The sequence below is a fragment of the uncultured Granulicatella sp. genome (genome assembly GCF_963521425.1).
GTDB lineage: Bacteria > Bacillota > Bacilli > Lactobacillales > Aerococcaceae > Granulicatella.
On sequence record NZ_CAUQUN010000022.1, the window covers coordinates 1 to 13,657 of the forward strand.

The following is a 13,657-nucleotide window of genomic DNA, read 5'->3' on the forward strand; positions in this document are numbered from 1 at the left end:
TCGGAAAAGAAATCGTTCGTTTCCATACGATTTATTGGCCAATTATGTTAATGGCATTAGATTTACCATTACCGAAGAAAATTTTTGCTCATGGTTGGTTATTAATGAAAGACGGTAAAATGTCTAAATCTAAAGGGAATGTTGTAGACCCTAATACATTAATTGAACGTTATGGCTTAGACGCTTTACGTTACTATTTATTACGTGAAGTACCATTTGGTTCAGACGGTATTTTCACTCCAGAATCATTTGTAGAAAGAATTAATTATGACTTAGCAAATGACTTAGGAAACTTATTAAATCGTACAGTAGCGATGATTAATAAATATTTCGATGGAACAATTCCAGCATTTTCTGCACCTGTTTCAAGCTTCGATCATGAATTAGTAGAAACTTCAAAAGTGATGATTGAAGAAGTAGAAGCTGCTATGGAAGAAATGCAATTCTCAGTGGCATTATCTGCGATTTGGAAATTTGTTTCTCGTACAAATAAATATATCGATGAAACAACTCCATGGTCGGCTGTAAAAGATGAAGCTCGTCAAGAAGAATTAGCTCGTACAATGAGTTACTTAGCAGAAAGCTTACGTATTATTGCGGTAGCTTTACAACCATTCTTAACACAAACGCCAGGAGAAATTTTAGCACAATTAGGAATTCAAGAGGAATCATTACGTGATTATCCTTCACTTCACACATTTGGAGTGATTCCAGTTGGGACAAAAGTTGTTGAAAAAGGGCAACCAATTTTCCCACGTTTAGATATGGAAGAAGAAGTTGCTTATATTCAAGGAAAAATGGGTGGAACTGTTAAAGAAGAAGAAGCAACAGAATGGAATCCAGAAGAAGTAGAATTGACATCTGAAAAAGAATCGATTAAATACGATGATTTTGATAAGTTAGAATTAAAAGTCGCAGAAGTCATTGATTGCAAACCAGTAGAAGGTGCAGATAAATTATTACAATTCCGATTAGATGCAGGAGATGCTGGCGGACACCGTCAAATTCTATCAGGTATCGCTCAATGGTATCCAAATCCAGAAGAGTTTATCGGTAAAAAAGTAGTGATTGTAGCAAACTTAAAACCACGTAAGATGAGAGGACAAATTAGTCAAGGAATGATTTTATCGGCAGAAAAAGATGGAGTCTTACAAGTAGTCTTAGCTCCTCAAGAAATGCCAAATGGTTCATTTGTTTCATAATCAATAAAAGACAGTTATTGTAGGGAGAGTACGTTGCGTTACAACGTGCTCTTTCGTATATATAAGAAATAAAAGGAGAGTGTAAGATGAAGAAGGGGTTGTTAACAGGTTTATTATTATTTGGTTTCTTTTTTGGAGCAGGGAATTTAATTTTTCCTCCTTCATTAGGATTATTTTCTGGTGAGTATTTCTGGCTAGCAATTGCAGGATTTATTTTATCAGGTGTGGGTATTCCCATTATTACATTAATTGTAGGTGCAACGAGTAATGGAAGTTTTAAACATGAATTAGAAACTAAAGTTCATCCAGTGTTTGCGGTAGCATTTTTAGCCATTTTGTATTTATCGATAGGACCATTCTTTGCGATTCCAAGAACAGCAACGGTTTCGTATTCCATTAGTATTCAGCCATTCGAGTCAGCGTTAGCTTCAATGGGAATTTCAAGTACTTTATCATCATTTATTTATACAGTGTTATATTTTGCTGCAGCATATTGGATTGCGATTCATCGTTCTACGATTTTAAATAGTATCGGGAAAATTTTAACGCCATTATTTGCAGGATTAATTTTAGTCCTAGTGTTATTAGGAGCGATTAAATATGCAGGAGTAGCTCCAATGCAAGCAGCAACGGCGTATCAAAATGGTGGTTCGTTTGGAAATGGATTTATTGAAGGATACAATACATTAGATGCCCTAGCTTCTGTTGCTTTCTGTGTAGTAGCAGTAAATACGTTGAAAAAATTCCATTTTTCTTCAAAAGAAGAATTTACAAAAACGATTATTGGGGTAGGTTTAGTAACGGCTGTAGGATTTAGTATTTTATATTTAGGTCTAGCAAATTTAGGGAATCATTTTACTGTTCCCGTAGATGTATTAGCAGATAAGGCAGTTAATAAAGGTTCTTATATTTTGGCAGCTGCTTCAAAAGATATTTTTGGAGTGTTTGGACAAATATTTTTAGGAGCAATGGTTATTTTAACGTGCTTTACAACAACAGTTGGATTAATTGTTTCAACAGGGGAGTTCTTTGAAGAATTATTCCCTAAATATTCTTATAAAGTATATGCAACAGTTTTCTCTTTAATTGGGTTTGGAATTTCTAATTTAGGATTAAATACCGTAATTAAGTTCTCATTACCAGTACTATTAATTTTATATCCAATTACCATTATTATGGTTGTATTAATTCTTTTAAATAAATTTGTTCCTCTTTCTAAAGTTGGAATGCAGTTAACAGTTGGGTTAACAGTTTTAGTATCCGTATTAACAGTATTAGGAGACACCTTAAAATTAACGGCATTATCTACAGTGATGACTCAATTACCATTCTCAACCTTATCGTTAGGATGGATTGTTCCAGCATTTGTTGGAATAGTAATTGCTTTGATTTTAAGGGATAAACAAAAAGGTGAAGTTTTTAATTTTGAAAAAATTTTAGCAGAGTAAGAAGGTAGGCTAGTATGTTTTTATATGGAGTTACGATTTTCGTATTAATTGCCTTACTTTTTTCTATGTGGAAAGATAATCGCAGTTTATGGAATCCAGCTTTATTAGTGATTGAGGTATTTTTTCTTTATTTATCCATTGCAAATTTCTTTTTTAGTTTTGGATATGAAAATGTTCATTTTTTGATGATATTAGGAATTTTACTCATCCCTGTTCTGATTCTTTTAAGTGGTGTATTTTTAATCGTTAATGGATTTATTTTGTTGAAAAAAGAAGGTTTTTCTAAAGCGAATCTTTTATCCTCAATTATGGGGATTGTGATTTTATTTTTCTTTGTTTTTATGTGGATTCGAGTGGGACTCGTAAAAAATGAATTTTTCTTTTTCAATCCTTGGATTGATATTCTATTAATGTTTATTATTTATTCTTATATTATTTTTGGCTTTGCATTTGTAGGATTTATGATGTACTCGTTTGTCTATTTATGGTTGCCGAAGAAACAGCATTATGATTTTATTATTATTCATGGTGCCGGTTTGTTAAATGGGGAAAGGGTCACTCCTTTATTGAAAAGAAGAATTGATAAAGCTGTTCAGGCATTTCATCAATCAAAAAATCCTCATATTCAACTTATTGCCAGTGGTGGACAAGGTAGGGATGAAAAAATATCTGAAGCACAAGCCATCTATAATTATTTAGTGGAAAATACAGATGTGCCAAAAGAAGCTATTTTATTAGAAGAAAAATCTACAACAACTTATGAAAATTTATTGTTTTCTAAAGAGTTAGGTGAGCAATTTGTTGAAAATCCTAGATTTTTATTTGTGACGAATGACTATCATGTGTTTCGTACGAGTACTTATGCACGTCAAATTGGAATGCAGGGTGATGGTCTAGGCTGCTCCACTGCTAGCTATTATATTCCATCAGCGTTTATTCGAGAATATGTAGCGGTGTGTGTAAAAATGAAAAAACTCTTTATTGGATTTGAATTACTGTATGCTGTATTGGTTATAATGGCGTATAGAGGCATATTGTGGTAAAAAAAGTTTGATAAATAATAGGAAAGGCATACCGATTTCGGTATGCTTTTTTGTCGTGACGATTGGCATGAGAAGTCGTGACGAAAGTCATGGTAGGTAGTGACTCTAGGCACTACTGAGCACAAGAAATTTATCCTATAATGAATTCATCAGTTAGGAAATGAGTAAAGAGGGGATAAACATGATTAACGTAAAAAATGTTACAAAAAAATTTAATCAAAAAATAGCTTTAGAAGAGATTTCTTTTGAAGTGAAGAAAGGAGAAATTTTTGGTTTCTTAGGACCATCTGGTTCAGGGAAAACAACAATGATTAAAATTTTAACGGGACAATTAAATGCCGATAGCGGGCAAACAGAATTGTTAGGAAAAGTATCTGAGAAATTAACTCCAGCAGATTTAGAACAAATCGGATTAGTGAGTGATACGAGTGGATTTTATGAAAAACTAAGCCTGTATAAAAATTTACAAGCTTATGCAAAATTATATGGAAAACCAAATTCACGAGTAGATGAAGTGTTAAAACAAGTTGATTTATACGATAGTAAAAACTTAGCAGCAGAGAAATTATCGACAGGGATGAAACAAAGAATGTTTCTAGCAAGAGCTTTAATTAATAAGCCGCAAGTATTATTTTTAGATGAACCAACAAGCGGATTAGATCCAACGACTTCTAAGAAAATCCATGAATTATTATTAGAATTAAAAGAAGCAGGAACAACGATTTTCTTAACAACACATGATATGAACGAAGCAACCTTATTATGTGATCGTCTAAGTTTACTAAATCGAGGACATCTAATTGAATATGGCACACCTTCTTCGATTATTCAAAAATATAATCACGAGAAAAAAGTTCAATTAACATTCGCAGATGAAACAAAAACACAAATTACTTTTGAAGAATTAGGACAAACAGATTTAACACAAGTTGTGGCGATTCACTCATGTGAACCAACTTTAGAAGAAATATTTATTCAATTGACAGGAGAGAAATTAAATGATTAAACGATTAACTGCCTTAATTTGGCTACGCACACAAGTATTATTAAGTAACAGCACTTTATTAGCAACGATTTTATTACCGTATGGATTGTTAGTTTTATATAATCAATTTATGAATGCGGATGGACAACATTCTTCGTATATGGTATTCATGTGTTTATCATTAGCATTCTCAATCTCACTAGGAAGTTTAACTTCTTTAACAATTGCTGAAGATAAGGAAAAGAAAAACTTGAAATCTTTATTACTCAGTGGTGTTAGAAATGGAGAATATTTATTATCTGCACTATTTTACCCAGTCGTTGTTGGGCTTGTAACAATTGTAAGTTTCCCAATGATCGTAGATGCAGACTTTGGAAAACATTCAGGTGAATATTATGTAGTAGCGATTGTTGTAGGGCTATGTATTGTTTTATTAAACTTATTGATTGCCTCTCTTTCTAATACTCAATCTCAAGCGCAAGTGAATGGTTTAGTTCCTATGATGGCTATCTCATTCTTACCATTGTTCTCTGGATTAAGTGAGACTGCTTCTAAAATTGCTCATTATACATTTATGGGAGTTTATGTAGACTTCTTTACTAAAGAAAGTTTCGAATTAAGTTTTGAAACAATTGGGGTAGCGTTAGCTTGGTTAGTAGGCTTATTCTTAGTAAACTTAATTGTATTAAATCCAACACGAAAAGAAATCTTTTTAGCAAAACTAACAAGAAAAGCTGTGTAAGGGCGAATGAGACTTTTGCACTGTAGTATAAAGGACGGTAGCAGCCCTGACGGTCTCATGCTATTAATGCTACGGTGAAAAGTCTATTCTTTTGAAGAAATATAATAAGAGAGCTTTCCGAATTAGGTATTTTGACTGTATAGTCAAAATACCTTTTTTAGTAAATTCTCAATTTAAGTTCTAGTTTTGATACTTAACTAGAAGTAACTTTGAAACTTTACGCAAGAAAATAGAAGACTAACACAGGTAAAGAGGAACGAGTTAGACCCATAAAACTGGGCTTTTTATGGTATAATATTATAAATGTCGAGTGAAACAAACTTGAATTTGTTGAGGATAAAGTATCTTTTGTAGAATTACTAAAAAAGCTAAAGTAGATAAATAAAAATTAGAAGTTGTGTGGGACTAATGATAATTTTCACACCACATTAAGGAGGTTGAGATGAAAAATATAGATATTTTTGTACATGAAAAATATAACAAAACTGATTACGAAAAGGTAGCAGAACATATCTATAAAACGTATGACGATTTTATGAAAAGTGATTGCTTTGTTACTTCATTAAAATTTGTTCAAGAACCAGAATTAGGAGAAGGAGTTAGTCCGAGGGACATTTCCCAATATCCATTGGAAGATATTTTAGATAAATTTTATGTGGCGATTCAGGATTTTTATGAAGATTTGAATGATACAAGTGATGAGACTTGTTATTTGGAATTTTCGGCTTCAGATATGGAAGATATACAGAAACTACTTGGAATCGTAGATAAGCATGTATACAATAAGGAAGATGGCGATTATGTAGAACTGATAATTGAATAGTGTATTAAAATAATTACGATATAATTTCACGGGTTCTGATAGTAAATGTACAGATATTTGTTCAAAAAAAGATAGTTACAAATCCCAGTTTGTTAAAGTAAAACAATAAAAACAATAATATAGCAACTTATAAAACAGTAAATTGAAAAAGGTTTACTGTTTTTTTCTTTGTCTAAAAATGGAAAGGAGGACACATGGAAGAAGAAAAAGAGATATAAAAAACTACAATATAAACAGCTAATAATCGATATTGGAAAAACAAAATATACTGCAAATCTATATTTTAAGAAAGCACAGGCGAAACATACAAAGATAAAATACTGAAGTTAATCAAGAGAGAAACAGAGAAGATATAAATTTATCAAAGAAATTTTATTTATGTCCTTGACAAATCTTTCCAAATTATTTAGTTTGAATTTCTTACTTCACTATAAAATTATCCAAAAATAAGCTATAATAAGTCAGATAAATAGTAGTGAGTGAGGATAGAGATGAAAAAAAATGACCGTATAGAAGTACAAATTGATGATTTAACGTATGAAGGAATGGGTGTTGCTAAAGTCGATGGATTTCCTCTTTTTATTGAAAATGCTCTACCAGGAGAAAAAGTAGTAGCGCACATTTTAAAAATTGGGAAGAAATTTGGTTATGCTAAAGTTGTAGAATGGTTATCGACAAGTCCTGACCGTATTCCATTAGTTGATCTAAATGGAACTCGAGTGGGAACAATGCCTTTACAACATATGAAGTATGAAGCTCAATTAGCCTTTAAACAAAAACAAGTGAAACATGTCATGAATACTATTGCGAAAATGCCAGAGTTAGAAGTACGTCCAACAATTGGAATGGAACATCCATTTGGATATCGTAATAAAGCGCAAATCCCTGTGAGAATGGTAGACAGCTTATTAACGACAGGATTTTTTAAGAAAAACTCACACGACTTAGTTCCAATGGAAGATTTTCATATTCAAGATCCGGAAATTGATCGTATCATTTTAGTTGTTAGAGATATTTTACGAAAATTTGCAATTGAAGCTTATGATGAAGAGAAACATAAGGGTGATTTACGTCATATTATTGTTCGTAGAGGATTACGTACTTCTCAAGTGATGATTATTTTAGTAACGCGTACAGAGAAATTCATTCAAAAAGAGGCAGTCGTAGAGCAAATTACTCAGCAATTACCTGAAGTAGTGTCGATTGTCCAAAATATTCAACCTCATCAATCGAATGTCATTATGGGTTCTCAGAAGAAAGTATTATTTGGAGAAGATGCTTTTCAAGAAGAATTAATGGAATTTACTTTTACGATTAGTTCACGTTCATTTTTCCAAGTTAATACGATTCAAACAGAAGTGTTGTATCATGAAGCTATTCAAGCAGCAGGATTAACTGGGGATGAAACAGTAGTAGATGCTTACTGTGGAATTGGAACAATGAGTTTAGCATTTGCTAAACGTGCTAAAAAAGTTTATGCCATGGAAATTGTACCGGATGCCATTCAAATGGCGAAAGAAAATGCTCGAATGAATCAGATTGACAATGTAACATTTGAAGTGGGGGCAGCTGAAAAAGTTATGCCAACTTGGGTAGACTCAGGATTACAACCAGATGTGATTGTAGTCGATCCGCCTAGAAAAGGATTAGATGGAGCGTTTATTGATGCAGCGGTTAAAACCAATGCTAGAAAAATCGTTTATGTAAGCTGTAATCCTGCAACGTTAGCAAGAGATTTAGCCTTGTTTCAAGAAAAAGGGTATCAGGCACTATATGCTCAACCAGTGGATATGTTCCCAATGACGACAGCAATTGAAACAGTAGCTGTATTAGAACGAATGAATTGAGGAGGAAATATGAGAGGATTTTATTTTGTTGTAGCTTGGATTTCATTAGCATTAGGGATTATAGGAATCGTCCTTCCTGTGTTACCAACGACCCCATTTTTGATACTGACAGTAATTTGTTTTTCAAAAAGTTCTAAAAGATTTGAAAAATGGTTTTCGAATACAAAATTATATCAAATTTATGTAGCAGATTATTTAGAAACAAAATCGATAGACCGTTCACGTAAAAAGAAAATTATTATTTATATTTACATATTAATGGCGATTTCTATTTATTTTGCTCCAATTATTTTTGTAAAAATTGGTTTAGCTTTATTAACGGTATTTATTACGTATTATCTCTTTAAAGTTATTCCAGATAAATAAGGACATAAAAAACGCATCTCAATTAGGAATGAGATGCGTTTTTTAATGATTGAATAATCGGTTGATGTTTATACGAATAATATAACTGAATCGTCATTGGAATCCAAATCAGTGGTTCACAGAATATGACTCCCATATATCTCGTTGACGGAATAATGAATAGAACAAATAATATTTTTCCAAATAATTCAATGAAGCTTGAAACTAAAGGGGTGATTTTTTGCCCTAATCCTTGCAAACTATTTCGTAATACTAGTAAAACGGCTAATACTGGATAAAATGACGAACTAATTCGATTATAAAGAGACGCATTAGAAATTAATTCTGGATCATTTGAACCAGAAATTAATTCATTCAATACAGGACTTGCAAAAAATAATGTAATGGCGATAAAAATTGTCCAACTGATCGCAACCATACTTCCTAAATAAATCCCTCGTTGAATTCTCTGAGGACGATTTGCTCCTAAATTTTGAGAAGTAAAGGTTGTTAAGGATGAGGCAATCGCTGATACAGGTAGCATCGAAAATGACATAATTCTTCTAGCAGATGTTTGTGCACTAATGATTGTTGCTCCGAGTGCGTTAATCGATGTTTGTAAGGTTACTGTTCCAATAGAAACAATCGAAGTCATTAACCCCATAGCCAGACCTTGTCCTAGTAAGTCAAGATATAATTCTTTATCCCATATAAAGTGTTTTTTTTGTGGGAGTAAGAAACTGGCTCTTCTTCGAATATAAAAGAAACAAAGGATAGCAGATATTCCTTGAGAAATAATCGTTGCTAAACCGGCAGATTGTACTCCTAAATGGAATTGAGTAATAAATAAAATATCTAAAATAATATTAATGATGGCAGAAAAAATTAAGAAATATAATGCTGCCTGACTATCCCCAACAGCACGAAGTAAACCTGCACAGAGATTATAAGCGAATGTAACTCCAACGCATAAAACAATCATATGAATATACTGGTAAGATAAATCAATGATTTCAGGTGGCGTTCCTAAAAACTCTAGTAGTGGATACATTCCAAAATGACCTAGAGTAGAAACCATTAAGCTAAGCCCAAAACCTATGACTAATGTTGAAGCTACAGCTCGTTTTAATTGGGTCATATCTTGTGCACCAAAACAGCGTGCAATAACGACTCCCATCCCATTTCCAACTCCGAGGGCAAACCCAATTACAAGTTCAAAAATTGCAGCTGTTGCTCCAACTCCAGCAAGTGCATTTGGTCCCAAATAACGACCAACAATCATAATATCTGCTGTATTATATAATTGTTGGAAAATATTTGAAATTAAAATGGGGATTGCAAAGGCAATGATAGAACGTAATATGGGCCCATCTAATAAATTAACGGATGTTTTTTTAAACATAATCATATCATACAAGTAGAAATTTATTTTTCTACTGGTTGATCATCTTCCTCCTTATTTTCAATGAAATTTTCAATCGTTTGTTTTAATTGATTGTTTAATGCTACGAGTTCCCTTGCTTTTTCAAAATCAAAACCTTCCACATTAGCAAAACAAGATCGTAAATGTTGTTCTAATTCATCATGAAGTCTCTTTCCGTTAGCACTTAGACGAATGTTTAATTGACGTTTATTAGCAGCAGGACGTTTACGAATAATGAGTTTTTTTTCTTCTAATCGTTTTAGTAGTGGAGTCAGTGTATTACTTTCCAGTCCTACTCGTTGACCAATTTCGTTTAGGGAAAGTTTTCCCTCTTCCCATAAAGTTTCTAAAACTATAAATTGTGTGTAAGTTAAGTGATAAGGTGCTAATGCGTGTTGATAATATTTATTTACAAGTTTTTGAGTAGAATAAATAGAATAGCATAGTCTTTCAGATAATGGATTATCAGTTTTCATAAAAAAACTCCTGTCTTTTTTGAATTGGTACTATTTTATCAAAAAAACATTATGTTTGACAATGGTTATAGTAATGTTTAATATAATTAAATTAATAAAATGATATACTTTGGAGGAATTAATCATGTCAATGATAACAATAATCTTAGGAACTTTAGTAGCTTTAGAGTTTTTTTATATTTTTTACTTAGAAACAATAGCAACAACATCTTCCAATACAGCAAGAGTTTTTAAAATGCAGGAAGAAGAATTACGACGTCCATCAGTGACTACACTATTTAAAAATCAAGGAGTGTATAACGGCTTAATTGGAGTTTTAATTCTTATTGCAATTTTTGTAGTTCCGAGTATTCCTTGGCTTATTCTTTTATTAGTGTATATCATTTTAGTAGCATTATATGGTAGTTTAACTAGTGATAAAATGATTCTTTTGAAACAAGGCGGATTAGCCATTTTAACATTAATATCATTATTATTTTAAGAAAAAAAGAAAGCAAGCTTTGAATGGCTTGCTTTCTTTTTATAATCGAATAATAGAATGTTCTACACACATCATTTGTTTCAAAAAAATCTCCTTATTAAGCTCATTCCTGCACGAGCAGAAGATTACTCAGCTTCATATGGTCTTTACGTGGTAGAATTGTTTACAATGTCCACATTTATTAGCCTTAAATTGCAATTATTACAACAATATGGGAGATTTATTTAAACGTCAGCAAGGAGGAAGATTTTGATGTTCATCTAGTTGTTTAACAATTAGATATTTTTTTAATTTCTTTTGAAATACTAGAAGGATTTTTCTAAATTATCGACTAATAGTCGGAAAAAACTTGACAGTCAGTAAGAAACGTTTTAGAATAAAACCGACCGTTAGTCAAAAAAGGAGACAGAAATGAAAAAAGGTAAAAAAAGAAAACAGGAACTTCTAAATCTTGCCTATCATATGTTCATAGAAAAAGGATATGAGAATACAAGTATTGATGAGATTGTGGCTAAGGCCGGTATAGCAAAAGGAACTTACTATTATTATTTTGAAAGTAAAGAGGCAACACTGGAAGCGGTTATTGAAATGATGATAAGGAAGAATAGTACAGCAGCCAAAGAGATTCTTACGGCAGAGCTTTCAATACCGGAAAAGTTGGTTTCGGTTGTGGATGCCTTTCGTCCTGATAAAGAGGAATCGGTCATCACTAATGTTTTGGAAAGAAAAGAAAATATTATTATGCATGATAAAATTTGCAAGAAAATTGTAGAGGTGGCAGTACCGATTCTTGCAGAGATTGTTAAAGAAGGTATAGCACAGGGGATATTTTTGTGTACACATATTGAAGAGCGAGTGAAGATGCTCCTTGTTATGAGTCAACATATGTTTGATTATGGTTTTTTTGGTGAAAGAGATGTAGAGGTATACATTGATATGCTGGAAAAGTCTCTAGGGGCAAAATCAGGAACCATGCATTTTATCAGCAAGGTCTTAGTAGAGGGGGCAAAGGAATGAATAAGGAACAGTCAATGTATCAAAAAAAATGAATCTATTTTTGCGGGTATTGTTTATCTTTCTTATCATAGCGATATTAGGGGCGGCAATACTACAGATTTTTGCTCCGGAATATATGGGAAGGAACTCCGCATATGGCATTTCTATAGGCTGGCAAAGAGAAATCGGATTTTGGAATATTGCTGTTTTTGTTATATTGATTACGGCATATAGGAATTACAATTGGACCTATTTAAAGTCCATTTTACTTGCTCTGATCCTAGGAGGAATCGGCATTGGCGGCAATCATTTTGTCCATTATCTAAAGATGCATCAAATGGTAAATTTAATCGGTGCTGTGGAAAATTATCTTCTGGTTCTTGCTTGGATTATCGGATGGAGAATAGAAGAGAGAATGAAGAAATTTTGAAAATACGCATAGTAGGACTTTTCGTCATACGGGCTTTTGTTTCAAAAAGTAGGGCATCAAGTCGAATATTTGCTGTGAGTAGAGAAAAAAATCGAAGGTACCGGAAAGTTTAAATATTAGTTTATTAGATGGACGCTATAACAAAAAAGGTGAAGAAAAACAGGAATCAATATATTGATAGGAGTTTTAATCCTTATTGCAATTTTTGTAGTTCCGAGTATTACTTGCCTTATTCTTTTATTAGTGTATATCATTTTAGTAGCATTTTAACAAGTGATAAAATGATTCTATTAAAACAAGTTGGATTAGCCATTTTAACATTGATAACATTGTTATTTTAGGTAACAAAAAAGCATGAAAGCTGCAGTTAACTTTCATGCTTTTTTTTATAATCGAACAATAGAATGTTCTACAAATGTTCGATAACACATCATTTGTTTATCGTTATATGAGTCGATGACTTTTAATAACATTTGAAAGGCACTTCTACCAAGTTCTAATGTATGAATATTGACGTAGGCAGTCATTGGAAGTAGAGGTGGATTTGAATCAAATGTAATAACAGGAAGACTTATGTTTTGTTCATTTAAATATCTTAAAGCCCCTTCTGTAATTAAAGCATCGGTTGTTACGACACCATCAATCGATTCTCTTTCAATGATTGATTTCATTGTTTGATATCCACGTTCTCTTGTAAATTCCCCAACATGTGAAATTAAACCTTCTTTGAAAGGAATATGATAATGTTCTAAAGCGCGTTGATAACCAATTAAACGATCTTGAGAAACGAATAATTGATGACGACCGCTTACGAATGCAATAGAAGAACACCCTTCTTGAATCATGTATTCTGTAGCGTCGAATCCAGCTTTTTCATTATTGTTATCAACAAATGAAATAAATGGAGATAAAGATTTCCCGATAACAACACTAGGAAACTCTTGTTCAATTGCTAATTCTACTAAAGGATCATCTGTTTCCCCATAAAGAAAAATAATTCCATCGACACGTCTCCCTAAAATCGTGTCTTTTAAAATGCGTAGACGTTGTTCATCATCTTTTCCTGTACATAGCTGAATCAAATAATGATGATCAGCAGCTATTTGAGAAATCCCTCGAATAACTTCAGGGAAGAAAGAGTTTTGATAAAACGCATCTGTATCCCTTGGAAGAACTACACCAATGACATTTGTTTTATTACTAGCTAAACTTCGAGCGTTGAAATTAGGATGATAATTAAGAGTTTCCATTGCTTGACGAACTCTTTTTTTAGTTGCTTGGCTAATGCTTGATTTATCTTGAATCACCCGTGTAACCGTTGAGGGTGATACTTCTGCTAGACGTGCAACATCCTTAATCGTGACAGCCATTTATGTTCCTCCTTTTTTTAAAATTAACCATAAAAAAATCTGGGCA

General features: G+C 32.5%; 14 protein-coding genes. 11 read left to right on the plus strand and 3 right to left on the minus strand.

The genetic code is table 11. The features are described 5' to 3' along the window. From metG to RWO76_RS06315, 8 genes are all read left to right on the plus strand, one after another. The coding region (metG, locus tag RWO76_RS06280; RefSeq protein WP_314354811.1) for a methionine--tRNA ligase subunit beta at nucleotides 1-1,202 on the plus strand (1,202 nt) is incomplete at its 5' end. 86 nt (nucleotides 1,203-1,288) lie between these two features. Beyond that, on the plus strand, nucleotides 1,289-2,650 hold the full coding sequence (gene brnQ / locus RWO76_RS06285; protein ID WP_314354812.1) for a branched-chain amino acid transport system II carrier protein: 1,362 nt from the start codon (nucleotides 1,289-1,291) through the stop codon (nucleotides 2,648-2,650). Nucleotides 2,651-2,664: 14 nt separating this feature from the next. Further along, the gene (locus RWO76_RS06290) at nucleotides 2,665-3,693 is read left to right on the plus strand and encodes a YdcF family protein (protein WP_314354813.1); all 1,029 of its coding nucleotides are present in this window, start codon (nucleotides 2,665-2,667) and stop codon (nucleotides 3,691-3,693) included. Nucleotides 3,694-3,874: 181 nt separating this feature from the next. Continuing rightward, nucleotides 3,875-4,699, plus strand: a complete 825-nt coding sequence (locus tag RWO76_RS06295) for an ABC transporter ATP-binding protein (protein ID WP_314354814.1) — start codon at nucleotides 3,875-3,877, stop codon at nucleotides 4,697-4,699. Next, entirely contained in the window at nucleotides 4,692-5,420 is a 729-nt protein-coding gene (locus tag RWO76_RS06300) for an ABC transporter permease (protein ID WP_314354815.1), read from the plus strand. Before RWO76_RS06295 ends, RWO76_RS06300 begins: the two co-directional genes overlap by 8 nt. A 442-nt stretch (nucleotides 5,421-5,862) precedes the next feature. Beyond that, nucleotides 5,863-6,243 (plus strand): hypothetical protein, encoded by a 381-nt coding sequence (locus tag RWO76_RS06305; protein ID WP_314354816.1) that lies wholly within the window; start codon nucleotides 5,863-5,865, stop codon nucleotides 6,241-6,243. 491 nt (nucleotides 6,244-6,734) lie between these two features. Next, nucleotides 6,735-8,090 (plus strand): 23S rRNA (uracil(1939)-C(5))-methyltransferase RlmD, encoded by a 1,356-nt coding sequence (gene rlmD, locus RWO76_RS06310; RefSeq protein WP_314354817.1) that lies wholly within the window; start codon nucleotides 6,735-6,737, stop codon nucleotides 8,088-8,090. A 9-nt stretch (nucleotides 8,091-8,099) separates the two neighbouring features. Further along, nucleotides 8,100-8,456, plus strand: coding sequence for a YbaN family protein (locus tag RWO76_RS06315; protein WP_314354818.1), 357 nt, complete (start codon nucleotides 8,100-8,102; stop codon nucleotides 8,454-8,456). Nucleotides 8,457-8,478: 22 nt separating this feature from the next. Here the strand turns inward: RWO76_RS06315 and RWO76_RS06320 are convergent, their stop codons facing one another. After that, nucleotides 8,479-9,837: an MATE family efflux transporter gene (locus RWO76_RS06320; protein ID WP_314354819.1), complete on the minus strand. Its 1,359-nt coding sequence runs from the start codon at nucleotides 9,835-9,837 to the stop codon at nucleotides 8,479-8,481. A gap of 23 nt (nucleotides 9,838-9,860) precedes the next feature. Continuing rightward, complete coding sequence (locus RWO76_RS06325) at nucleotides 9,861-10,334, minus strand: MarR family transcriptional regulator (RefSeq protein ID WP_314354820.1); 474 nt, start codon at nucleotides 10,332-10,334, stop codon at nucleotides 9,861-9,863. A 124-nt stretch (nucleotides 10,335-10,458) separates the two neighbouring features. Between RWO76_RS06325 and RWO76_RS06330 the strand changes: the two genes are divergently transcribed. From RWO76_RS06330 to RWO76_RS06340, 3 genes are all read left to right on the plus strand, one after another. Next, on the plus strand, nucleotides 10,459-10,815 hold the full coding sequence (locus RWO76_RS06330) for a DUF1304 domain-containing protein (protein WP_314354821.1): 357 nt from the start codon (nucleotides 10,459-10,461) through the stop codon (nucleotides 10,813-10,815). A gap of 411 nt (nucleotides 10,816-11,226) precedes the next feature. Then, entirely contained in the window at nucleotides 11,227-11,832 is a 606-nt protein-coding gene (locus RWO76_RS06335) for a TetR/AcrR family transcriptional regulator (protein ID WP_314354822.1), read from the plus strand. A gap of 28 nt (nucleotides 11,833-11,860) precedes the next feature. Beyond that, entirely contained in the window at nucleotides 11,861-12,241 is a 381-nt protein-coding gene (locus RWO76_RS06340; protein ID WP_314354823.1) for a hypothetical protein, read from the plus strand. Nucleotides 12,242-12,627: 386 nt separating this feature from the next. On the opposite strand, the gene RWO76_RS06345 is transcribed toward RWO76_RS06340, so the two are convergent. Next, nucleotides 12,628-13,611 carry a LacI family DNA-binding transcriptional regulator gene (locus tag RWO76_RS06345; protein WP_314354824.1) on the minus strand — a complete coding sequence of 328 codons (984 nt, stop codon included), beginning with the start codon at nucleotides 13,609-13,611 and terminating at the stop codon, nucleotides 12,628-12,630. Between the last annotated feature and the right edge of the window lie 46 nt (nucleotides 13,612-13,657).

Coding starts and splice junctions, on each gene's coding strand:
- RWO76_RS06330 (WP_314354821.1), top strand. CDS start 10,459: ATGTCAATGATAACAATAATCTTAGGAACTTTAGTAGCTTTAGAGTTT.
- RWO76_RS06345 (WP_314354824.1), bottom strand. CDS start 13,611: ATGGCTGTCACGATTAAGGATGTTGCACGTCTAGCAGAAGTATCACCC.
- RWO76_RS06340 (WP_314354823.1), top strand. CDS start 11,861: ATGAATCTATTTTTGCGGGTATTGTTTATCTTTCTTATCATAGCGATA.
- RWO76_RS06335 (WP_314354822.1), top strand. CDS start 11,227: ATGAAAAAAGGTAAAAAAAGAAAACAGGAACTTCTAAATCTTGCCTAT.
- brnQ (WP_314354812.1), top strand. CDS start 1,289: ATGAAGAAGGGGTTGTTAACAGGTTTATTATTATTTGGTTTCTTTTTT.
- RWO76_RS06305 (WP_314354816.1), top strand. CDS start 5,863: ATGAAAAATATAGATATTTTTGTACATGAAAAATATAACAAAACTGAT.
- RWO76_RS06315 (WP_314354818.1), top strand. CDS start 8,100: ATGAGAGGATTTTATTTTGTTGTAGCTTGGATTTCATTAGCATTAGGG.
- RWO76_RS06295 (WP_314354814.1), top strand. CDS start 3,875: ATGATTAACGTAAAAAATGTTACAAAAAAATTTAATCAAAAAATAGCT.
- RWO76_RS06320 (WP_314354819.1), bottom strand. CDS start 9,837: ATGTTTAAAAAAACATCCGTTAATTTATTAGATGGGCCCATATTACGT.
- rlmD (WP_314354817.1), top strand. CDS start 6,735: ATGAAAAAAAATGACCGTATAGAAGTACAAATTGATGATTTAACGTAT.
- RWO76_RS06290 (WP_314354813.1), top strand. CDS start 2,665: ATGTTTTTATATGGAGTTACGATTTTCGTATTAATTGCCTTACTTTTT.
- RWO76_RS06300 (WP_314354815.1), top strand. CDS start 4,692: ATGATTAAACGATTAACTGCCTTAATTTGGCTACGCACACAAGTATTA.
- RWO76_RS06325 (WP_314354820.1), bottom strand. CDS start 10,334: ATGAAAACTGATAATCCATTATCTGAAAGACTATGCTATTCTATTTAT.